Source organism: Ureaplasma urealyticum serovar 8 str. ATCC 27618 (genome assembly GCF_000169535.1).
GTDB classification, from domain to species: Bacteria; Bacillota_I; Bacilli_A; order Mycoplasmatales; family Mycoplasmoidaceae; genus Ureaplasma; species Ureaplasma urealyticum.
Window position 1 is genome coordinate 149,508 of the sequence record NZ_AAYN02000002.1, and the last position, 24,452, is coordinate 173,959.

Genomic DNA, 24,452 nt, shown 5'->3' on the forward strand with positions numbered 1-24,452 from the left:
AGCCACTTTTTTAAAAAATATTTCAAAAGTTCATATGGTCGGATTCTATTTAGTTTTGAGAGTTTATTCTCTCCCATAATATTTTATATATTATGGATGATCGATCTTTGAAAACTGAATAATTATCAACAAATCTTTCTAATCATTGACATTAAGTTGTCAGTGAACAGAAACTATATTAATTAATATAGTTAACAATCATAAACAAACAACTTTAAGGATTTATAATAAGTTACTAAGAGCTTATGGTGAATGCCTTGGGACAAACAGGCGATGAAGGACGTGCTAATCTGCGATAAGCGACGGGTAGCTGATAAGAGGCTTTAATCCGTTGATCTCCGAATGAGGAAACTCAGTCTAATGAGAATTAGATTACTGTATAAATGAATTCATAATTTAACAGAGCGATACCTGGTGAAGTGAAACATCTCAGTAGCCAGAGGAAAAGAAAACGAAGTGATTCCCTGTGTAGCGGCGAGCGAAAGGGGAAGAGGCCAAACCGAATTTCGATTCGGGGTTGTAGGACTACAATATGGACTAAAAATTGATAGTAGAATTGGTTGGGAAGCCAAATCACAGAGGGTGATAATCCCGTATACGAAATTGATTTTTTACCTAGTAGTATCCTGAGTAGGGCGGGACACGTGAAATCCTGTCTGAATCCACCCAGACCATTGGGTAAGCCTAAATACTAGTTTGTCACCGATAGAGCATAGTACCGTGAGGGAACGGTGAAAAGAACCCAGAGATGGGAGTGAAATAGAACCTGAAACCATAAGCTTACAAGGTGTTAGAGCACATTAATGTGTGATAGCGTGCCTTTTGAAGTATGAGCCAGCGAGTTATTGTAGCATGCGAGGTTAAATTGTAGAAATGGAGCCGTAGGGAAACCGAGTCTTAATAGGGCGCTTTAGTATGTTGCAATAGACGCGAAACGGGGTGATCTATCCATGGGCAGGTTGAAGGTGAAGTAACATTCACTGGAGGACCGAACCCACTTTCGTTGAAACGACAGGGGATGACCTGTGGATAGTGGTGAAATTCCAATCGAACTCCGTGATAGCTCGTTCTCGTCGAAATATTTTTAGGAATAGCGTTAGATTATTGGGAATATGGGGGTAAAGCACTGAATCTATGATGGCGCCACCTCGGTGTACTGAATAGAATCAAACTCTGAATACCATATTACCTATTCTAGCAGTCAGACAGTGGGGGATAAGCTTCATTGTCGCGAGGGAAACAGCCCAGATCATTAACTAAGGTCCCTAATATATGCTAAGTGGAAAACGATGTTGAGTTTCATAAACAGCAAGGATGTTGGCTTAGAAGCAGCCACCGTTTAAAGAGTGCGTAACAGCTCACTTGTCGAGAGACTCTGCGCGGAAGATGTAACGGGGCTAAGCATATAACCGAAGTTATGGGTTACATATTGTATATGTAGCGGTAGACGAGTGTTGTATATGGGGCGAAGGTAGACTGTGAAGACTACTGGACTTTATACAAGTAAGAATGCTGGCGTGAGTAACGAATGAGAGTGAGAATCTCTCAAACCGATTGACTAAGGGTTCCTGGGCAAGGGTCGTCCTCCCAGGGTAAGTCGGATCCTAAGGCGAGGCTGAAAAGCGTAGTCGATGGGAAACAGGTTAATATTCCTGTACCTACGAATTGTGTGATGGAGTGACGGAGAAGGTTATTATGTGCCGGTTATTGGATTCCGGTTTAAATAGCAAGGTTAGTAAGTTGGCAAATCCGCTTACTATTAAGACTAAGTTATGAGTACGAGCGACCCCTTCGGGTAGTAGCGAAGACATATATATCATGCTTCCAAGAAAAGCTTCTAGCGTTAAACAATTAGTAGCCCGTACCGAGAACGAACACACGTGGTCAAGGAGAATATCCTAAGGTTAGCGAGTTAACTACAGTTAAGGAACTCTGCAAATTAACCCCGTACGTTAGCAATAAGGGGTGCTCGCTGTAAAAGGTGAGCCGCAGTGAATAGCGAGGGGGGACTGTTTAACAAAAACACAGCTCTATGCTAAGTCGTAAGACGATGTATATGGGGTGACACCTGCCCAATGCTGTAAGGTTAAAGAAGAATGTTAGCGTAAGCGAAGCTTTTGACTGAAGCCCCAGTGAATGGCGGCCGTAACTATAACGGTCCTAAGGTAGCGAAATTCCTTGTCGGGTAAATTCCGTCCCGCTTGAATGGTGTAACCATCTCTTGACTGTCTCAACTGTAGACTCGGTGAAATCCTGGTGAGGGTGAAGACGCCCTCTTGGCGTGATTGGACGGAAAGACCCCATGAAGCTTTACTGTAGCTTAATATTGGGAAATTTTATTACTTGTAGAGCATAGGTAGGAGACTTTGAAGTATACTCGCTAGGGTATATGGAGTCATCGTTGGAATACTACCCTTGTGATAAGATTTCTCTAACCTGCAGCCATGAATCTGGCTGGGGGACAGTGTTAGGTGGGCAGTTTGACTGGGGCGGTCGCCTCCCAAAAGGTAACGGAGGCGCGCAACGGTACCCTCAGCACGGTTGGAAATCGTGTATAGAGTGTAATGGTATAAGGGTGCTTGACTGTGAGACTTACAAGTCGAACAGGTAGGAAACTAGGTCATAGTGATCCGGTGGCTCAGAATGGAATGGCCATCGCTCAACGGATAAAAGCTACTCTGGGGATAACAGGCTGATAGTGCCCAAGAGTTCATATCGACGGCACTGTTTGGCACCTCGATGTCGACTCATCTCATCCTGGAGCTGAAGCAGGTTCCAAGGGTTCGGCTGTTCGCCGATTAAAGAGATACGTGAGTTGGGTTCAAACCGTCGTGAGACAGGTTGGTCCCTATCTGTCATGCCCGTAGGAAGATTGAGAAGAGCTGTTCCTAGTACGAGAGGACCGGAATGGACACACCTCTTGTGATCCTGTTGTCGCGCCAGCGGCACTGCAGGGTAGCAACGTGTGGAATAGAGAAACGCTGAAAGCATCTAAGTGTGAAACTAACTTCAAGATTAATCTTCCCTTTCTTAAATGAAGTAAGAATCGTTAAAGACTATAACGTTGATAGGTCGGATGTGTACGCACGGTGACGTGTTTAGCTAACCGATACTAATAATTCGAGGACTTATATAAGTTCTTAGTTAATTTTTAGAAAATAGTTGATAATATTTAGTTTTCAGACATCGATCATAATTGTGTAGTGATCATATCAGAGTGGAAATACCTGTTCCCATCCCGAACACAGAAGTCAAGCACTCTAGAGCCGAAAATAGCGCAAGTAAAATAGGTCATCGCTACGCAAAATTAGGACTAGCCTTAGTTGATAAGGTTAGTTTTTTTTATCCTTTAATAATAATGTTTTTGGCGATATGTTTATCTAATTTAACTAAATTAGTATATAATGAAAATATGGCGATCATTTAAGATTAAGGATTTTATTTAATATGCTAAAGTTAATTTGATGTCAAACGTTAAATGGTGGTATATCCAAAAACAATAAACTTCCATGATATGTAAAAGAAGAATTAGAACATTTTTATAAAACAACAAAAAACCATAAAATTGTAATGGGAAAAAGTACTTTTGATTCATTAGAACAAAAACCATTAAGTAATCGTACTAACATTATTTTTTCATCAATTATGCAAACTCCAGAAGATCAATCATATTTTGTAACTAATGATTTTCAACAATTATTGAATGATGCAAAAAAAGAAGATATTTTCATTATTGGTGGTAAAGAATTGTTTGATATTTTCTTAAATCATGCTGATGCTTTAATCGTTTCAGTATTAAATGATTATTATGATTGTGATTTGTATATGAAAGTTGATTATAATAACTTTAATTTAGATAAAAAAGATGTTTACGATAATTTTGTTGTTAATTATTATTCAAGTAAGAAAGATAAATAAAAATATCTATGACTAAAAAACTAATTGTTTTTGATTTCGATGGCACAATCATGCATACTCACACAACAATGAGTTTGTCAATTATTGGTGTTCTAGAATTTTATAATCATCATGTGCCTAGTTTAAAAGAAATGAATGATCTATTAGGTAATCTTTCTATGGCAAATATTTTTAGAAAATATGCTAAACACGATCTTTTAGATATTGAAATTGAAACAATGATTGCTAAATATTATGAAATATATGAATCTTCACTTTTTATGATTCATAGTTATTTTTTTGATGGAATTTTAGAATTAATTAAAAAAATAAGATCAATTGACAATGTTAAGTTGGCGATTTTATCAAATAAAAAATCAACTTTGTTAACAACAATGGTTGATTATTATAATTTACATCATTATTTTGATTATATTTATGGGGCGGAAGATGTTGATCAAATGAAACCACATCCTAGTGGTTTATTAAGGCTTATGAATAATTGTAATGTTGATCATAAAAACACTTTATTAATTGGTGATAGTTTAGCTGATTTAAAAGCAGCTTTAAATGTTAAATGTCATTTTCTTTTAGTTAATTGAGAACCAGAATATCAAAAGCATAAAGAAACAATTGCTAATTTAAAACCACTTGTTGTTCAAACGATTGATGAATTAGAAACAGAAATTAGTCAATTTTTACGTTAACAAATAAAAAACGATGTAAAAAAGTATTAGTTTATTATATAATATATAGGTAATACTTGCAGATGTAGTTCAATGGTAGAACGCAACCTTGCCAAGGTCGAGACGCGAGTTCGATTCTCGTCATCTGCTCCATTTATTAAATAAAAAGCAATCCAATTATGGATTGCTTTTTTCTTTATTATATTATAATAAATTATTTAGTACCAAAGATTCGATCTCCTGCATCACCTAAACCAGGAGTGATATAACCATTTTCATTTAGTTTATCATCTAATGCTGCGATATATACATCAACATCTGGATGAATTTTTTGAACATATTCAAGCCCTTCTGGAGCTGCAACAATGCACACAAATTTAATGGATTTAGGGTTGTATTTTTTAATAATATTAACAGCTTCAACAACACTCCCTCCTGTTGCTAACATTGGATCTAAGATAATAACATCTGATTCTGAAATGTTTTTAGGGAATTTTTTAAAATATTCTACTGGTTTTAGTGTTTCTTCATTACGATATAAACCAATATGACCAATTGTTGCTGTTGGGATTAAACTTTTAACACCATCAACCATTCCAATACCAGCTCTTAAAATAGGGATTAAACAAATTTTATTTTTTAATTTATAACCTTTTGCATTTTTAACAACAGGTGTTTCAATCTCAATTTCGTTTAATTCTAAATCCTTTGTTGCTTCGTAAACCATTAATTGCGTTAGCTCTTCTAAATTTGTACGGAAAACAGTAGAAACTGTTGAAACTTTTCGCATACGCGTCAACTTATCTTTAATTAATGGATGATTAATAATTTTGTGCATATTTATAACTCCTTAAATCACTTAACTTGTATATATAGTTTTTAATACTTGTTCTTAATTATAAATTTTATTATTATAAATAACTTAATAAAATGAAAAAAACTAGCATTTCGCTAGCTTTTATTAAATTTAATAGTGTCATCACACATAAAAAGATTATGCTATTGCTGCTCCATCTCTGGCCTGACAAGGTTCGCCACTTAATATTGTAATGACATATATATTATAAACAAAAATGACTTAGTTTTAATCTTTGTTTCATACAATTAAGAAATAATTTCGCTTACCTTTTTTAATAATACTAAATTCCTGATTAATAGCATCTTGTTTTTTAACTAAAAAGTTTTCATCATTTACTTTAATATCATTAACTAAAATTGACCCTGTACTTAAAAAATCACGTGCAACACGATTACTTGATGAAATATTAGCTAAATTTAATAAATCAATTATTTTAATTTCATCTTTATCTAATTTTGTTGTTGGTAAACTTTTAATAGCAATATTAAATTCTTCTTGATTTAATTCATTAATATTTCCATTAAACAATACTTGACTAATATGTAATGCTTGTTCATATTTTTGTTGTCCATGTACATCAACTACAACCGCTTGAGCTAATGCTTTTTGAGCGATTCTTAAAGCTGGATTTTCTTTATGTGCTTGCATTATTTTATTTATTTCATCAACATCAATTAATGTTAAGAAATTTAATAATTTTTCTACATCAGCATCTGTTTGATTAATTAAGAATTGGTACATTTCATAAACACTTGATTTATTTTCATCTAAATAAATAGCACCTTTTTCGCTTTTACCAAATTTTTTACCTTCAGAATTTGTTAATAGATTAATTGTTAAACCACAAGCAATATTATCATCACCTAAACTTTTACGAATTATTTCGATTCCAGTTGTAATATTACCTCATTGATCACTACCACCAGCTTGAATGGCAATATTATCATTTTTATATAATTGTAAAAAATCATAACCTTGTAGCAAGTTATAACTAAATTCTGTATATGAAATACCTACATCTAAACGTGAGCTAATAATTTCTTTTTCTAGTAAATAATTAATATTAATTAGTTTACCTACATCACGTAAGAAATCTAAGAAAGTCATGTTTTTATAAAAGTCATAATTATTAATAACTTGAGAATTAGTAAATTTTTCAAGTTGATATTTTATTTTTGTAATATTGTGTTCTAAAATTGTTTTATCTAATAAGTTACGTTCGGCTGATTTGCCACTTGGATCACCAATCATCCCTGTAGCACCACCAACTAGTGCGAATGTTTTAATGTTATGTAAACGAAAACGTTTTAACAACATAATCATAATGTAGTTTCCTAAGTGTAAACTATCAGCTGAGGGATCAAAGCCAACATAAATCCCCTTGTTTTCTGCTAAGGCTTTTTTTAATTTCTCTTCATTAGTTATATTGTTAATTAAATTTCTCGCTTTTAAATCCTTAATTAAATTATGCATAAATTTATTTATTATCCTTAATAATTACTTAATCTATAATATATATTTTAATACTAATATCTTTAAATTAAGTTATTGATTTGCCTTATAATTAAATGTTAAATAGCTTTACTTAAATAAAGGATGGCTTTATGAAAATTAAAAAAGAAAAAGATAATGATATTAATTCAGTATCTAATGAAAACGAAAATAAAAAAATTAATATAAAAGATTTATCAAAAGACGAACGTAAAGAACTAAAAAAACGCATCAAAGAAGTTGAAAAATTAAACAAGAATCACAAAGGCGATATTGATATGTCATCACGTGATCCAAACAATATTATTGAACTTCGTGATGTTAAAAAGATTTTTACAAATGGATATTTAATTAACGAAACACTTAAAGGTGTTAATTTAGACATTCGTAAAGGCGAATTTGTCATCATTTTAGGACCATCAGGTTCTGGTAAAACTACATTAATGAATATTATGTCAGGTCTTGATCGAGCAACAGATGGCGACGTGCGTGTTTGTGGTAAACAATTAATTAATATGAGTCAAAATAAATTAACTGATTTTCGTAAAGAGTACATCGGCTTTGTTTTCCAACAATATGGATTATTACCAACATTATCTGTAGAAGAAAATGTTGAAATTGGTGCAGATTTACAAGTTGATAAAAAGCGTCGTATTAAACCCCAAGATGCATTAAAAGCAGTGGGCATGTTAGAATATGCAAAAAAATTCCCTCATGAATTATCTGGCGGACAACAACAACGGGTGTCAATTGCACGTGCTTTAGCTAAAAATCCCATTATTTTATTTGGTGATGAACCAACCGGTGCTGTTGATGAAACAATGTCAAAAATTATTTTAAAAGAATTTGTAAAAGTTAACCAAGAATTAAAAACAACAGTAATTATTGTTACCCATAACCCAATTTTTGCTGAACTTGGAACTTTAGTTATTAAGGTTAAAGATGGAAACATTAATGAATTAATTCGTAATGACCATCCAAAATCAGTTGATGAACTAAAATGAGATGAACAATAAGAGGATTTGTATTTAAATGAATTTAATATCAAAAATATCACCCCAAAATCGGATTTTAAATCATGCTAGATTAATTGCTGAAGAAGTTTTGAAAAAAGAAGATGAATATACACATTTTAGTGATCAAGAACTAATTAATAAATCTGATGATATTATTGAATATTTAGCCAACAATAATCCATTAGATGATAGATTAGTTGAATCATTATGCATCATTCGTGAAGTTATTTATCGAGTTCATAATAAAAGAGCTTTTAAAGTTCAACTTATTGGTGCAATCATCGTTTATTTTGGCGACTTTGCTGAAATGATGACGGGTGAAGGTAAAACATTAACCTTAGTTTTAGTTGCTTACTTAAATGCCCTTTATAAAAAAGGTGTTCATATGGTGACTGTTAATGAATATTTAGTTAAAGTTGGTGCTGAATTTGCTACACCTGCTTTAAATTTTTTAAATATGTCTGTTGGTCAAATTACAGCAAATATGAATGAATATGAAAAACGTAATAATTATAATTGTGATATAACATACACAACGAATTCAGAATTAGGATTTGATTATTTACGTGATAACATGGTTACTAACTACAATAGTAAAGTTCAACGTGGTTTATGATTTGCTATTGTTGATGAGGGTGACTCAGTTTTAATTGATGAAGCTCGAACGCCATTAATTATTTCAGGCGAACCACAAGAAGAAATTGGAAATTATGTTAAAGCAGATCGTTTTGTAAAAACTTTATATCCACAAGATTTTACTTTAGATCCAGAATCACAATCAGTAGCATTAACTGAAAGTGGTGTTGAAAAAGCCCAAAAGTTTTTTAATACTAAAAACTATTACAACTTTGAAAATTCAGATATCATTCATAAAGTTACAAATGCTTTAAGAGCAAACTTTACTTTTTTTAATGGTCGTGAATACATTGTTAAAAAAGATGATGAAGGTGAAGATGTAATTGCTTTAGTTGATCAATCAACTGGTCGAATTATGGAAGGAAGAAGTTATAGTGCTGGCTTACAACAAGCAATCCAAGCTAAAGAACAAATCAAAATTGAACCTGAAAATTTAACAGTTGCCACAATTACTTACCAATCATTATTTCGTTTATACAAAAAATTAGCTGCTGTTTCAGGAACTGCTATTACTGAAGTTGAAGAATTTTTAAATATTTATAATATGGTTGTTGTTACAATTCCAACTAATAAACCAATTAGAAGAATTGACCATCCTGATTATGTTTTTGATAATAAAAGAACAAAATGAAAATATGTAATTGCTGATGTTATTCGTCGTCATGAAAATGGTCAACCAATTTTAATTGGAACTGCTAGTGTTGAAGATTCAGAAATTTTACACCAATTATTAGAACGAGTCAATATTCCTCATGAAGTTTTAAATGCTAAAAACCATGCGCGTGAGGCTGAGATTGTTGCACGAGCTGGTGAGTATAAAGCAGTGACAATTGCGACAAATATGGCAGGACGAGGAACTGATATTAAATTATCTCCAGAATCATTAGAAGCTGGCGGATTATGTGTTATTGGAACAGAGCGAAGTGATTCACGAAGAATTGATAACCAGTTAAGAGGTCGTGCTGGACGACAAGGAGATATTGGTGAATCACGTTTTTTCATTTCAATGGAAGATACTTTATTTAGTCGTTTTGCCACTGACAATTTAGCAAAGGCCGATGATAAATTAAGTGAAGATGTTATTTCAACAAAATTCTTTACACGATTATTAAACAATACGCAAAAAAAAGTTGAATCATTAAACTATGACACAAGAAAAAATTTAATTGATTATGATCATGTTTTAAGTAACCAACGTGAATTAATTTATAAACAACGTGATAAAATTCTTGTTTCATCTGATAATAAGGATATTTTATATCGAATGTTAGATAGTGTAATTGATGATATTATTTATCAATCTCACAATGAACCAAACGAAGATATTATTGATGTTAAAAAACTAATTGATTTAGCAACACAAAATATTTTTTATGATAACTATCTAAATCATGATGAGTATTATGGTCTTGATTTAGATGAAATTAAAACTAAATTAAAAAATGATTGCATTAGTTTCTTTGAACAAAAAGAACAATTAATGACACCAGGAATTTTTAATCAAATTTTATCAGAGATTATGATTAGTAATATTGATGAAGAATGAACTAAACATTTAGATGTTATTTCTAAAATTCGTGAAGGTGTTAATCTACGTGCTTATGAGCAAAAAGCTCCTTTAAATATTTATGTTGAAGATTCAGATAAATTATTTGAAAAATTAAAGCATGATGTCGCATGAAAAACAGTTTGTTCAATCGGTAAAATAAATTATGTTCATCAAGAATATGATGAAGTAAACAATGAATTTATTATTAATGATAATGAAATTATTGATAACGATAATGTAATTGATTTTGAAAATACTGATCACTCTTTAATAAGCGAACAAGAAATTGAAGATTCATTAGTTAATATCGATGAATTAAATGATCAAAACACTAAAAACGAAAATAATGATTAAAGATGGATGATTTTAAAAAACTTGAACTAGTAAGTAGTTATAAACCAGCTGGTGATCAACAAAAAGCAATTGATGAAATGGTTAACAATATTAATCAAGGAATTAATCGACAAGTATTATTAGGAGCAACAGGAACTGGAAAAACATTTAGTGTTGCTAATGTAATTGCAAAAACACAATTAAAAACTTTAGTTCTTGCACATAATAAAACTTTAGCTGCTCAGCTATTTGCTGAACTTAAAGAAATGTTTCCTCATAATAAAGTCGAATATTTTGTTTCGTACTTTGATTATTATCAACCAGAAGCTTATAAGCCAATAACTGATACATACATTGAAAAAGATTCAGTAACAAATGCTGAAATTGAGATGATGCGTTTATCAACGATTAATTCATTAGCTACGAGAAACGATGTAATTGTTGTTGCCTCTGTCGCTTGTATTTATGCTTCTGTTTCGCCTGTAGAATTTACTAAAAAAAATTTATATTTACACGTTGGCGAATCAATTGATTTTGAACAAATTAAATATAAATTAGTGCAATTAGGTTACGAACGAAAAGATCATGATCTATTACCTGGGACATTTCGAATTCGTGGTGATTTAATAGAAATAATGCCAGGTTATAGTGATAAATTTAAAATAAGAGTTTCGATGTTTGGTAATGAAGTTGAAGCAATAGATCTTTGTGATCCCATTACTAATAATGTTATTTCAAAAGAACAAAGATTTATTTTACGAAGTGCAAGTGAATATATTTTTGATGATTCACGTTTGTCAATAGCGATTGATAATATTAAAAAAGAACTTAATGAACGTGTAAAATTCTTTTTAAAAAATAATCAATTAATTGAAGCTCAACGAATTGAACAACGAACTAAACAAGATATTGAAGGCATTGTTGAATTTGGTTTTTGTAGTGGTGTTGAAAATTATTATCGTCATCTTGAACATCGCGAACCTTTTCAAACGCCTTGAACAATTTTTGATTTTTTTGGATACAACAACCAAGATTGATTATTAATTGTTGATGAATCACATATTTCACTACCACAAGTAAAAGGTATGTATAATACAGATCGAAGCCGTAAACAAACTTTAGTTGAATATGGATTTCGATTACCAAGCGCTTTAGATAATCGTCCTTTAAATTATGATGAATTTAATGAAAAAATTTCTAAAGTGATTTATGTTTCAGCTACACCAAATGATGAAGAAATCGCATTATCAAATAACCATATAGTTAGCCAAATTGTTCGACCTACAGGACTATTAGACCCTATTGTTGAAATTAGAAAAACAGAACATCAAATTGATGATTTAATTAATGAATTAATGCTTTTAAAAAACAATAATCAACGCGCATTTATTACTGTTATGACAATTAGAATGGCTGAAGATTTAACAAATTATTTAAATAATACAAAAGTTAAAGCAGCTTATTTACATAATGAATTAAAAACATTAGAACGTAGTGCTATTATTAATAAATTAAGAAAAGGAATTTATGATTGCATTGTTGGTATTAATCTTTTAAGAGAAGGTTTAGATGTTCCAGAAGTAGCTCGTGTTTTTATTTTTGATGCAGATAAACCTGGGTTTTTTAGAAGTGATAAATCTTTAATTCAAATTATTGGACGAGCAGCTCGTAATGCTGATGGTAAAGTAATTATGTATGCTGATACAATCACACAAGCTATGCAGGTTGCGATTGATGAAACAAAACGACGTCGTGAAATTCAATTAGATTTTAATTTAAAACATAACATTGTTCCTAAAACAATTATTAAGCCAATTCACAAAGATTTAAGTGGTCATGACTATAAACAAAATGCAGAGTTATATGCTGCAAAAGCCTCGAAAAATGAATATGATCAAAAAATTAAAGAATTAAAAAAGAAAATGGAAGAAGCTGCAAAAAAACGTGAATATGAAATTGCTGCTCAATATCGTGATATGATTGTCGAATTAGAAGCCATTAAACAAAGCATAAAAAGTAAATAACAATTAGATTCATAACAACTTTGTTTATTTAAATATTAGTTTTTTTAATTAAAATTTATACTAAAGATTTTAAAAAAAAGGTTAATTTTACGTATGGATAGAATAAAAGCTAAAATTAATGAATTAAAACAAAAACTTGATCAATGAAATTATGAATATTATGTTTTAGATGATCCAAGTGTGCCAGATCATGTTTATGATCAAGCAATGCGTGAGTTGATTGAATTAGAAAATGCTTATCCCCAATTTAAAACCAACAATTCACCAAGTGTTCGTGTTGGTGGTTTTGTTTCTGAAAAATTTAATAAAGTAAAGCATAAAAGACCAATGTTATCGCTTTCAAATGCTTTTGATGCTAATGATTTAAGAAAATTTGATCAAGATAATCAAAATGCTAGTGTTGATCTAAAGGGATATGTAGTTGAGCCTAAAATTGATGGTTTAAGTATTTCGATTATTTATAAAAATGCTAAATTACACCAAGCAATCACAAGAGGTGATGGTGTTAATGGCGAAGACGTCACTTCTAATATTTTAACGATTAAAGATATTCCACACTATATTGATCAAAAATATAAAGACTATGAAATTGAAGTTCGTGGTGAAGTTTATATGGCATTTCATGATTTTTATGAAATGAATGATAATTTAGAAGAAAGTGATAAAAAATTTGCTAATCCAAGAAATGCTGCCGCTGGAACACTAAGAAGTTTAGATAATTCAATTGTTGCAGAACGTAAACTAAGTGCTTTTATGTACTATTTAGTCAATGCACAAGAATTAGGAATAAAAACGCATTATGAAAGTATTCAATTTTTAAAAGATAATAAATTTAAAGTTAGTGATTTAATTGTTAAAGTTGATACAATTGATGAAGTTATTAACCAAATTGATCGTTATACTAAAGTGCGTAATGATCTTTCATATATGATAGATGGTATTGTTATTAAAATTAATAATTTAGAAGTTTATGATGAAATTGGTTATACTTCTAAATTTCCTAAATGAGCAATTGCTTATAAATTTCCAGCTAATGTTGTTAGTTCACAATTATTAGAAATTATTAATGATGTTGGACGTACAGGAAAAATTTCATATGTTGCTAAAATTAAACCAATCTTATTAGATGGTAGTATAGTTGAATATGCTACTTTACATAATTTTGATTTCATTAAAGAAAAAGATATTCGAATTAATGATGAAATTAAAATTTATAAAGCTGGGGATGTAATTCCTTATGTTGATGGTGTTGATTTATCAAAACGTTTAGCAAATAGTGTTCCTTATGAATCAATTACAAATTGTCCTTCATGCCAATCAGTTTTAGTGCGTGAAAATGATGAAGTTGATCAACGTTGTTTAAACATTTATGGATGTAAAAAAATAAACATTGAAAAAATTGTTTATTTTGTTTCTCGTAATTGTATGAATATTGAAGGAATGAGTGATGCGATCATTAATAAATTTTATGATGCAAATTTAATTAAAAATGTTGCAGATTTATACTATTTACAAAAACACAAAGAATTTATTTTAGCTAGTGATTTTAAAATTAAAGACAAAAGTTTTAGTAATTTAATTAATAGTATTAATAATTCAAAAACACGTTCTTTAGAATTTTTATTAACAGCTTTTGGTATTCGTCATGTTGGTCCAAATTTAGCTAAAAAATTAGCTAAACAATTTAAAACAATGACCACTTTAATGCATGCTAATTTTGGTGAATTAACTAATGTTGATGCATGTGGTGAAAAAGCTGCTTTGTCATTAATTAATTGGTTTAATGATGATCATAATGTTTCTTTAGTTAATCAATTACAACAAGTTGGTGTAAATATGGAATATATTGATGATTTTATTTATGATGATAACATCAATATAATTGATGAATATAAAAATAAAACTTTTGTTATTACTGGTTCATTTAGTATTAGTCGTGATGAAATTAAAACTATTTTAGAGAAATATTATCATGCAAAAGTTAAAAACAGTGTTTCTAAAAAAACAGATTATGTTTTAGCTGGCATTGAAGCGGGTACGAAATTAGAAAAAGCTAAATTATTAGGTGTCAAAATTATTGAAAATGAATTTTGAAAAAAGGATAATAATTTTTAAATTAATCAAATATTAATAATTTAGAATTGTTTTTGTTGCTAAATTAAAATTATTGTAATGTATTCTATGATATAGAAAATAATAATTTTGTAATAAATATGCTCTTAAAATAAAATTTAAAATGTATATATTTTATAATTAAGAAAGATAAAACTATTAAAATAATTGTAATCCATTATATTAAAGTTAAATTAATGCTTTAATTAAAGATAGTAAAGGTATTGGTGTAAAAATTATTGAAGATAAATATAACAAAAGGAAAAACAATTTTTAAAAGAAATTATAAAAAAAAACATAGTATATATTATTCAACATCTAAAATTATTAAAGATTACACACTAAGTGCAGTAATGTTAGGTCTAGGAATTTTGATTGCATATTTAAGTCACTTTATTCGTTTTAATTTTTTGGCTTTTGATTTTTCTTTATTCACACTTGTTTATTTAATTTATAAAGTTAAATATCGCTTTGTATATTTAGTTACAATTTTATTAAGTTTAGCTAATTTATTACACGGAAGTCCTTCATGGATCGGAACAATGGTTTTAAGTTTAAATAACTTATTTTTTGTTAGTATGGTTATTCTTTTTAAAAAGTTATTTATTCCAAAAAGACCAAAATTTTATCTTAATTTATGAGTCTTAGTATTAAGTTCATTCTTAACAACTGTTTTTAATGTGATTATGAACGGTATTCTTTATACTCCACTTTATTGATACACTTTTAAAATTACCCCAACACTGAATTTTTTAGAAGTACAAAAAATTTATGAAAAGCACCCAACTTTATTTTTGTTAAATATTAAATCATATTGATTAGGAATTATTGCTTTATATACAAGTTTTAATTTAATTAAAAACATCATTATTAGTTTTATATCATTAACTATATTAAAAATTTTTGCAGATAAAAAAACGATCATTACATATTAACAAGGAATAATTTATGAAATTATATGATTCTTATTCTAATCAATTAGTAGAAATTAATGATGAATTAATTTCAATTTATAATTGTGGACCAACCGTTTATAATCATATCCATATTGGCAATGCTCGGCCTTTAATTACTATGGACGTGTTATATCGTTTTTTAAAAAAACATAATATCAAAACTAAATATGTTTTAAATATTACTGATATTGATGACAAAATCATTAATTATGCTCTAGCTAATAACCTAAAAGAATTAGAGGTTAGTGAATATTATTTTAATGAATATTTAAAAATTAAAAAAGCTTTAAATACACTAGAAATGATTAATCCTAAAGTATCAACACATATGGATAAAATTATTGATTATATCCAAAAATTGATTGATAAACAAGCAGGTTATTTTATTGGTGATGATGTTTATTTTGATACAAAAAAAGCTTTAAATTACGGACAATTATCGAAACGTGATTTAGAAAATGATATTGTTGGTATGCGTATTGAAAGCGCAGCTAATAAACACAATCCTAATGATTTTATTTTATGAAAGAAAACAAATAAAGGTATTATGTGAAATACACCTTGAGGAATCGGTCGCCCAGGTTGGCATTCTGAATGCTCATGTTTGATCAACACTTATATTGGTGAACAAGTTAGTATTCATGGTGGTGGAATTGATTTAAAATTTCCCCACCATGAAAATGAAAATGCTCAAAATCAAGTTTTATATAATAAAAATTTAGCAAAAGTATGAATGCATTTTGGATTAGTAAATATTAATAATGAGAAAATGTCAAAATCTTTAAATAATTTTATTTTAGTAAAAGATTTATTAGCTGAATATGATTATCAAGTTGTGCGTTGGTTTTTTTATCAAGCAGATTATAAACAACCAATTAAATTTTCACATGAAATCATGAAGCAGAACGAAAAAGAAATTCTTAAAATTAAAAATGCTATTTATAACGCAAAAAACTATTTATACTTCAACCATCAACTAAAATCATTAACACAAATTGATCATTTTAGGCTTTTTGATGAACGCATTAATGATGATTTAGATTTTGTAGGTATTGTTGATCTAATTCATATTAGTGTTAAAAAAATAAATATTTTAATTAAAAAAAATAAAGATATGAATGAATTAAAACTGAATTTAACTCAATTATTATATATGTTAGATATATTGGGTATTAATTTTGTTGATTTGCATAATGATGAGAATTTAGCATTATTAAATACTTGAAAAAATTACGTTGATAAAAAAGATTATGTTAAAGCTGATGAATTAAGAAAACAATTAATTAATATAGGAATTTTATAAAATGAATTATAATTTTGGCAAAAAAGCATTATTAGATGCAATTGGTAACAAACAATCAATTTCAAAAGTGTATTTATTATCAAAAAATTATGAGTTAATTAATTTAATTAATAAAAATAAAATTACTTATGAAATTGTTAATGAAGCATGATTTAAACAATTTGATCATTCTTTAAACCATCAAAATATTGCATTTAAACTAGTCAAAAAAAACTTTCAAAAAACGGGTTTAGAATCTTTTTTAAAATTAATAAAAGATAAAAAAAATGCTTTAGTTTTAATACTTGATGAAATTGAAGATCCTCGCAATTTTGGAGCAATTATTAGAACTGCTAATGCTTTTGGTGTGGATGCTATTATTTATAAAAAGCATCACCAAGCAAGCATTAATGATTTAGTAATTAAAACAAGTATGGGTGCAATTAATTATATTTATATGATCGAAGTCAATAATTTATCAAATACAATAAAAAACCTTCAAGATGAAGGTTTTTGAGTTTATGCGACAAGTTTATTAAAATCACAACCATATGAAAAAGTTGATTATGCTAATAAAACTGTTTTTATTGTAGGCAATGAAAATAAAGGTGTGAGTCCATTAATTTTAAAAAATGCAGATCAAAGCATACGAATTGATATGTTTGGTGATGTGCAATCTTTAAATGTTGGTGTAGCAACAGGCATTATCTTGGCACATTATCGCACTAAAATAAAACCCTAATTATTTTTTATGATTGTTTACTTTTATCTGTGCATTTTCCGGATCCGAAGCACTCCGCAATACCAAATCAGACTTTATTAACTTCGTTGTGTTTTAACTTTCAGATTTTTTGGTATTCGGTTTCGTCTTTATCATTTTTTAATGTAAAAAAATCAACGAACATTTTAAATTTTTGATTAATTTCCGTGGGAAAAGTTAATAGAGCTTTTGCTGTTTGTTCCATAAATTCATTTCTTTTTTGTTCTTCAACAATTCGATTAAAAGTTTTTGTTAGTGTATCATCTTTACCATATACAATTCACTTAAAATACTCTTTAATTTGATCTTCAAATTTAGTGAAAAAAGTTTTAGCTTCATTAGTTAAAGATAATAACATTAAATTAAGTGAATTTAGGTATTGGTCTAGATCTGAATTGACAGTGATGTTTTTTAATTTATTAAAACTACTTTCAATAGATTTTGTTAATTCTAAATATTCTTGCGGATTAAACTTTTTTCTTTTTTGATATTCTTTATCATTAATAAAGTTCTGGTCATTAATAAATTTTAGAAACTTATTAATGTATGAATCTTCAATATTAAATAATTGATCCATTATATTTTTAAATTTATGATCTAATTCTTTAATAAAAAGATTTAAATTTTTTAATTTTAATTCAAGTTCTTCATTTTTCAAATCTAAAAGATTTTGATTTTGATTGATAATAGTTTGAATTTCTGTTATAACTGGAGTGAAATCAATAATTTGATTAAAAAATGATTCTTTATTTTCTTTTAATAAATTATGATTAACTATTTGATTTAAATTTTCTAATTTAATGTTAATCACTTTATTAAGATTAGCGTTTTGTTGCTTTTCTTCTTCTTTTTCTTTAGAAATTTTCTCTTGAATTTCATCTAATAATTTTTTTAAATCATTATAATTTTTAGTAATGACATCTAAATTATTTTGTTCATTAATTTTTAAAACTTTATTAATTTGGTCATTTAAAATAAAAGCTTCATTTTTAAATAATTTATTGGTTTTAATTTCGTTGTATATTTGTTTTGCATGTTGGGATAAGTTTTTTAATTTAGTCAAATGTTGTTCTTTTTCTTTATTAGTACAAGCTACAATAACACTTGAAGTAGTAACTAAAAAAGATGTAATAACTAGTGATTTAATAAGAAGTTTATATTTATTTTTTTTCATAAGATACCTTTCTATTTATAAATATCTTCATATTTTTCTGGATATAAATAAGCTAATTGTTTGATTTGTTGAATTAAAGATGTACGATTAGCGAAATTGTTTTTATCTCCAAAAAATCCAGAAATTAGTGAATCAAAAACAATCATACCTCCAGCTGTAAATTTTGCATTTTCATGGGCACCAAAAGAAATCATTCCGACTAAATCACCATTTTCATCATAAACTACTGATCCTGATGAACCAGAGCCAACATCAAAATATTGATCACTAATTTTAGTTGTCCCTACTGTTGATAAGTAATTATTAGTAGTAACAATATTTTCTTGGATTTTATCATATTTATTAATTTCATATTCACGATAGCGTGGAAGTTTACCAGCATTAAATTCATTGATTGTTTCTGTTCTAGGGAAAGTTGACAAGTATCATTTGACATTTTGGTTATCATCAAAATACTTAGTTTGATTACTTAATTTTAAAGGTTTTAGATTTTTAAAATTAATAATATGTCTAATAACACTTTGTTGCTCTTTTGTTAAATTATTAAAAGCGGTTGAATTTTCTAATTGACCATATTTTTGAAAAAAAGGTTTTAAATTAATGGTAATTAATGAAAAATCTAAACTTGCATTAGGATTAAAAAAACCTAAAGCATTAACATGAGGGGATAATTTATTTTTTACTTGATGATCAAAATTAATGATCGATTCGATACTAATTTTTTCAGGAAAATTTAAAAATTGAAATTGATTTGGATTAGCTTCAAGTTTGCCATTTTTTTCAAGTGCATTGTAATAAGGATTTTTTTTATCATTTAGTGTTTCATTTTCATGAATAATCTGGGGGACTAATGGATCAAAATCGCCATTGGAACTATTACCTGATTCAAAGAGATCTTTATTACCTGTCTTATTAATTGATTTAAAAGCTTGCGTACTATTTAAAACATGAGCACAACTAATTAGATAATAACGATAATCATTATCATCATTAGGTTTAACCTTTCCTAAAACATTTCATGTACCATCTTGAATTAAACTTAATGAAATTACACGATCACGAGCATTTTTAATAGGTAAAAAATTCTGTTCATTATTTTTATAAATTCTTGTCGTATATTGATTATTAGATTCATTATCTTCCATTATATCTACAGTAGTATTATTTAAATAATAAATATTAAAATTAGCCTTTGTTAAAAAATAAGATGAATCTATTGAAGAATTATGCTCTCAAATATTATTGAAAACACTAACGTTATTTTTAGAAATAATTTTAATTTTTAATTCATCATTTATATAAGATATCTGAAAACGAAAATCTTGTTTAATTTTTTTGTAAAGTTCATATTCGTATTCTTGATTTCCAATACCATAGTTTAAAACAAATTCAGCATCTTCAATAACTTTTTTATTTTTTAAAATTTTATAAGGAACTGCTAATGAAATTTGAGATCTTAACATAAGGTTTTTTCATAGGTTAGTTTCTTTGATAAGATTTGAATCTAAACCAAAGGTAATATTAAAAACTAAATTTTCTTCATTTATAAGGTTTAGATTTTTAATTTTATTTATTTTTTTTGTTAATTGAAAATAATTATCTTTATCTTTTTTAAAGATCAAGTCTGGACTATCTTTTAATGTAGTTTTATGTAAATTTTTGATTTCATTATTATTAACAAGCATAAAATTAGCTTTTTTAGTTATAAAATCATAAAAACCTTCGTTTGTTTTATTTTTATAAAATAAGTAGGTATTTTCATATTGAACTAATGAAATAAAATTCCGCAATGAATAATCTAAATATAAATTATTTTGATCAGATGCTCAAAGTTTATATAAATCATTTAAAGTTAAGTTTTTATTTTTTAAAGTTTGATATTTTGTTGAAAAAAGCCGATCATTATTGTAATACAAATCAATAATTTTACGATCATTATATGTTATATTTTTTGCAAAAAAAGTACTTGTATTTAATTCTTTTATTTTAACAAAAGCAAAAGGTGCTAAACTATTATTATCACGAATGCTGATTTTGTTTAATTTGTATAAATATCCATTATATAAATGAGGAATTTTGAATTTTCATAATGATTTAAAAGGAACACGAACATACTGAATTGGTGGAGTATATTTTGCGATTAAACTTTGATTTTTTCTAGCTTCGCTGTAATTTTCGTCTAAAGTAAACTCAAATAAAAAAATTTTGTTTTTATATAATTCTAAGGTTTGTTCATTAAAATCAAAAAATGCTGATCCATATACTTCATTTTCTTGCAGATAGAAGTTAAGTTTTTTTAATTTTAATTCTTCTTCAATTTGATTATATAAAAATAAGTTTTTTAAATCACGTCCTAATGATTCTACAACATCATCATATTGAATATGAGTAATGATAAATTTTGTTAATGATTTAGGAAAATCTTTTAGTGAAAAACGTAATTGATTATTATTAAATTTTTCATACGAAATAATTTTGCTAAAAGGATTGGTTCAATCAAAATTTTTAATTAAGAGCAGTTTATTTGTTGCATTTAGTATTTTTTGTATTGTTTGTGAATCAGAATCATGACTAAAACTAACTGTTGCAATTTGGTTTTCCTTATCTATTTCAATTTTTTCAAATTTAAAGTTAGTGGAATGATCTGTTAGTTGATTTTGTTTTGTTAAGAGCGTCACTTGATTAAAGGGTGATTGCTTAAAATTATGCTCATTTTGAATAAAACTAAAATAATTATTAAATTCTTGATTATTTTTTTGTATTGTTATTAAAGAAAGATTGCTAGTTTTTTTTATGTTTTGTGGTGAAGTCAATAATTCTTTTAGTGCAAAAGGGCGGTAATCATTATTTGCTTGATATTTACTATTTAATTGATCATTAATGTATTTTGTTTCAATAACACTTTGCTTCTTATTGATTTCTAATTTTTGTGTATATTCTTTAGTTTGGTTATGTAAACTAAGCTGGTATTGAACAAGAAAAATATTTGACTTTTGTTCAATAATAACTTTTTTAATTATTATTTTAGTTTCTCCTAAATCACCCACAATTTTAATTTTATTAATTTTAATTGTTTGTTCATCTTCATTTTCAAAAATATCATATTTAAATTTAATATTTTTCGCTACTATGTCTAAATTTTTAGTATCTTGATTTGTAATTGTAGAAGATGAAAATGTCTTTTGTTTATTGCTATGAGAACAATTAGATAATGATATAGTTATTGAACCAAGAATTATTGTTGATGCAATACCTACTGATAAGTTTTTTAATATTTTTTTTTGCATATAATATCAATAATTTTATTTTTTTAAAGGATTTTAATTATATATTAAAAAGAATAAAATTTTTCAAAAATAATTAATAAATAAAAATAAAACGATGTTTGTTAAAATTAACACCGTTTTATTTTTAAATATTTTTGTTAATTACTTTCTTTTTTTTAACTTTTGCTATTGCTATTATTATAATTGGTGTTATGAATATTAAAAAGCAAATAATTGTTAAAACAATTACACCAATTAATGCTGACTCATAATGATTTGAGTATTCAAATAAATTATCAATTTTATTATATTGGTGTAATTTATCTAAAAAATTAAGATATTTCAAATAATCACCTTGATGATAATAATCAATTTCAATTCCAAAAATAATTGCAAAAGCCAAAAGAATGCAAAAAACTATTCCTAAAAAAGCTGACCCAATAATCTTCATAGTTTTCCTTAATTTATTTTTAATTATTTTAACATAGATTAAACTAGATAAATTTAAAACATAATTAATTTATTTAAAGGACCATTTATTTTTTAAAAAAAATAAAAAAAACAAGAAGAAAATTCCTCTTGCCTTTATTGTTTTATCGATCTTTATAAGCGATTAAAATTGATTCGTTTAATTTTATTTTGGATTTTAATTGAAGTTTTTTCTTATCATCTTCTTCATTAGCTAAATCGTTTTTTAATTTATTCAATAAAGAATTAATTTCATCAATTTTAATTTCATCCAAAAACTTAAAATAGTCACTAAAAACACGTACTTGGTGCTCTTCAACATAAACAATACCATCTAACAATAATAATGGTTTGCGTGGTGCGTTTGGTAGCTCACGGATATAAGCAACGTGATTTTCGATTATTGACATCAAAGGATTATGATCGGGTAAAACCGCAATTCGTCCTTCTGATGTTTTCAATTCAACGCTATACACGTCTTTTTCTAAGTTTTGTGCATAGGGTGTAACGATTTTTAGTTTAGTTAAATTTGCCATTATTTACTTTTTGCTACTTTTTCAAAAACATCATCAATTTTACCAACATATAAGAAGTGTTGTTCGTGAATATCATCGCATTCACCATCAAGAATTTTTCTAAATCCTTCAATAGTATCTTCAAGTTTAACTGATAATCCCGGTTGACCAGAGAATTTTTCAGCAACGTGACTTGGCTGTGACAAGTAATTACGTACTTTACGTGCACGCATTACTAATTGACGATCTTCTTCACTTAATTCATCCATTCCAAGAATTGCAATAATGTCTTGTAATTCCATAAATCTTTGTAAAATTTCAATTACACGACGTGCAACACTATAGTGTTTTACGCCTACAACCAATGGATCTAATAAACGACTTGTTGATTGGAGTGGAGAAATAGCTGGATATAGTCCTAGCGAAGCAATAGCTCTATCCAAAACAACTTTAGCATCTAAGTGTGAGAAAGTTGTTGCAGGCGCAGGGTCTGTTAAGTCGTCAGCTGGTACATAAACCGCTTGGACTGATGTAATTGATCCTTTTTTAGTTGATGTAATTCTTTCTTGTAGTTGCCCCATTTCAAAAGCAAGTGTTGGTTGATAACCAACTGCTGATGGCATACGACCAAGTAAAGCAGAAACTTCAGAACCGGCTTGAGTAAATCTAAAAATGTTATCAATAAATAATAAAACATCTTGACCAAAAGCATCTCTGAATTCTTCTGCCATTGTTAACCCACTTAATGCTACACGCATACGCGCTCCTGGTGGTTCATTCATTTGCCCAAAAACAAGTGCTGTCTTGTCTAAAACATCTGATTCAGCCATTTCGTAGTATAAATCGTTTCCTTCACGAGTTCGTTCACCAACTCCAGCAAAAACTGATAAACCACCATGATTTTTAGCGATGTTGTGAATTAATTCTTGCATTAAAACAGTTTTACCAACCCCAGCACCACCAAATAAACCAATTTTACCACCTTTTGCAAAAGGAACAAGTAAATCAACAACTTTAATTCCTGTTTCAAGAATTTCAATTGCTTCTGCTTGTTCAGCAAATGAAGGGGCAGGACGATGAATCGGCATACGCTTACCTGTTGGCGCAGGTTGTTCATCAATTGGATCACCAGTTACATTAAACATACGTCCAAGCACTTGTTTTCCAACGGGCATCATAATTGGCTTTTCAGTATTAATTACCTCTTGTCCACGTACTAGTCCATCAGTTGTGTCCATTGCAATGCATCTCGCAATGTTATCACCAACTAATTGTGAAACCTCAAGCACTAATTTAGAACCATGATTATTTAATTCTAAAGCAGTATTAATTTCAGGCAATCATTCAGAGGGAAAACGCACGTCAACAACAGGGCCCAAAATTTGGTTAATTTTACCTTTTTTAACTTCTGTCATATTTTGCTCCTTA

The 24,452-nt window shown here is 28.1% G+C and carries 16 protein-coding genes, 1 tRNA gene, 2 rRNA genes and 1 other RNA gene; 12 read left to right on the plus strand and 8 right to left on the minus strand.

The features are described 5' to 3' along the window. Nucleotides 1–225 precede the first annotated feature (225 nt). The 5 genes from UUR8_RS00645 (at nucleotide 226) to UUR8_RS00665 (ending at nucleotide 4,736) form a co-directional block, all read left to right on the plus strand. Nucleotides 226–3,136: ribosomal RNA gene (locus UUR8_RS00645) — 23S ribosomal RNA — on the plus strand. A gap of 63 nt (nucleotides 3,137–3,199) precedes the next feature. Further along, nucleotides 3,200–3,303, plus strand: a 5S ribosomal RNA gene (gene rrf, locus UUR8_RS00650). A 144-nt stretch (nucleotides 3,304–3,447) separates the two neighbouring features. Beyond that, complete coding sequence (locus UUR8_RS00655; RefSeq protein WP_004025610.1) at nucleotides 3,448–3,918, plus strand: dihydrofolate reductase; 471 nt, start codon at nucleotides 3,448–3,450, stop codon at nucleotides 3,916–3,918. A gap of 8 nt (nucleotides 3,919–3,926) precedes the next feature. Then, nucleotides 3,927–4,604: an HAD family hydrolase gene (locus tag UUR8_RS00660; RefSeq protein ID WP_004025504.1), complete on the plus strand. Its 678-nt coding sequence runs from the start codon at nucleotides 3,927–3,929 to the stop codon at nucleotides 4,602–4,604. A 58-nt stretch (nucleotides 4,605–4,662) separates the two neighbouring features. After that, a tRNA-Gly gene (locus tag UUR8_RS00665) sits at nucleotides 4,663–4,736 on the plus strand. 61 nt (nucleotides 4,737–4,797) lie between these two features. Here UUR8_RS00665 and upp read toward each other — a convergent pair. The 3 genes from upp to tyrS all read right to left on the minus strand — a co-directional run bounded on the left by upp (nucleotide 4,798) and on the right by tyrS (nucleotide 6,915). Then, the gene (upp, locus tag UUR8_RS00670) at nucleotides 4,798–5,421 is read right to left on the minus strand and encodes a uracil phosphoribosyltransferase (RefSeq protein ID WP_004026150.1); all 624 of its coding nucleotides are present in this window, start codon (nucleotides 5,419–5,421) and stop codon (nucleotides 4,798–4,800) included. 126 nt (nucleotides 5,422–5,547) lie between these two features. Beyond that, nucleotides 5,548–5,644: signal recognition particle sRNA small type (gene ffs / locus UUR8_RS03510), an RNA gene on the minus strand. A gap of 23 nt (nucleotides 5,645–5,667) precedes the next feature. Beyond that, nucleotides 5,668–6,915 (minus strand): tyrosine--tRNA ligase, encoded by a 1,248-nt coding sequence (gene tyrS, locus UUR8_RS00675; protein WP_004025679.1) that lies wholly within the window; start codon nucleotides 6,913–6,915, stop codon nucleotides 5,668–5,670. 131 nt (nucleotides 6,916–7,046) lie between these two features. Here tyrS and UUR8_RS00680 point away from each other — a divergent pair, with 131 nt between their 5' ends. From UUR8_RS00680 to rlmB, 7 genes are all read left to right on the plus strand, one after another. Then, nucleotides 7,047–7,949 (plus strand): ABC transporter ATP-binding protein, encoded by a 903-nt coding sequence (locus UUR8_RS00680; protein WP_004025746.1) that lies wholly within the window; start codon nucleotides 7,047–7,049, stop codon nucleotides 7,947–7,949. A gap of 16 nt (nucleotides 7,950–7,965) precedes the next feature. After that, entirely contained in the window at nucleotides 7,966–10,488 is a 2,523-nt protein-coding gene (gene secA, locus UUR8_RS00685) for a preprotein translocase subunit SecA (RefSeq protein WP_004025889.1), read from the plus strand. A gap of 2 nt (nucleotides 10,489–10,490) precedes the next feature. Then, entirely contained in the window at nucleotides 10,491–12,491 is a 2,001-nt protein-coding gene (uvrB, locus tag UUR8_RS00690; protein ID WP_004025874.1) for an excinuclease ABC subunit UvrB, read from the plus strand. Nucleotides 12,492–12,584: 93 nt separating this feature from the next. Beyond that, nucleotides 12,585–14,606 carry an NAD-dependent DNA ligase LigA gene (ligA, locus tag UUR8_RS00695; protein ID WP_004026162.1) on the plus strand — a complete coding sequence of 674 codons (2,022 nt, stop codon included), beginning with the start codon at nucleotides 12,585–12,587 and terminating at the stop codon, nucleotides 14,604–14,606. A 236-nt stretch (nucleotides 14,607–14,842) separates the two neighbouring features. Continuing rightward, nucleotides 14,843–15,538 (plus strand): MPN527 family putative ECF transporter permease subunit, encoded by a 696-nt coding sequence (locus tag UUR8_RS00700; RefSeq protein WP_004026110.1) that lies wholly within the window; start codon nucleotides 14,843–14,845, stop codon nucleotides 15,536–15,538. Nucleotides 15,539–15,551: 13 nt separating this feature from the next. Then, a complete protein-coding gene (cysS, locus tag UUR8_RS00705; protein ID WP_004025653.1) occupies nucleotides 15,552–16,862 on the plus strand; it encodes a cysteine--tRNA ligase in 1,311 nt (436 codons plus the stop codon). 1 nt (nucleotide 16,863) lies between these two features. Continuing rightward, the gene (rlmB, locus tag UUR8_RS00710) at nucleotides 16,864–17,583 is read left to right on the plus strand and encodes a 23S rRNA (guanosine(2251)-2'-O)-methyltransferase RlmB (protein ID WP_004025602.1); all 720 of its coding nucleotides are present in this window, start codon (nucleotides 16,864–16,866) and stop codon (nucleotides 17,581–17,583) included. A gap of 7 nt (nucleotides 17,584–17,590) precedes the next feature. On the opposite strand, the gene UUR8_RS00715 is transcribed toward rlmB, so the two are convergent. The 5 genes from UUR8_RS00715 to atpD all read right to left on the minus strand — a co-directional run bounded on the left by UUR8_RS00715 (nucleotide 17,591) and on the right by atpD (nucleotide 24,439). Continuing rightward, nucleotides 17,591–18,775, minus strand: coding sequence for a hypothetical protein (locus UUR8_RS00715; RefSeq protein WP_004025530.1), 1,185 nt, complete (start codon nucleotides 18,773–18,775; stop codon nucleotides 17,591–17,593). An 11-nt stretch (nucleotides 18,776–18,786) separates the two neighbouring features. Beyond that, entirely contained in the window at nucleotides 18,787–22,062 is a 3,276-nt protein-coding gene (locus UUR8_RS00720) for a hypothetical protein (protein WP_004025985.1), read from the minus strand. A gap of 124 nt (nucleotides 22,063–22,186) precedes the next feature. Beyond that, a complete protein-coding gene (locus UUR8_RS00725) occupies nucleotides 22,187–22,492 on the minus strand; it encodes a hypothetical protein (RefSeq protein WP_004025818.1) in 306 nt (101 codons plus the stop codon). 142 nt (nucleotides 22,493–22,634) lie between these two features. Then, nucleotides 22,635–23,045 carry an ATP synthase F1 subunit epsilon gene (gene atpC / locus UUR8_RS00730; RefSeq protein WP_004025580.1) on the minus strand — a complete coding sequence of 137 codons (411 nt, stop codon included), beginning with the start codon at nucleotides 23,043–23,045 and terminating at the stop codon, nucleotides 22,635–22,637. Then, nucleotides 23,045–24,439, minus strand: coding sequence for a F0F1 ATP synthase subunit beta (gene atpD / locus UUR8_RS00735; RefSeq protein WP_004025634.1), 1,395 nt, complete (start codon nucleotides 24,437–24,439; stop codon nucleotides 23,045–23,047). The genes atpC and atpD overlap by 1 nt, the downstream gene beginning before the upstream one ends. Nucleotides 24,440–24,452: the final 13 nt, after the last annotated feature.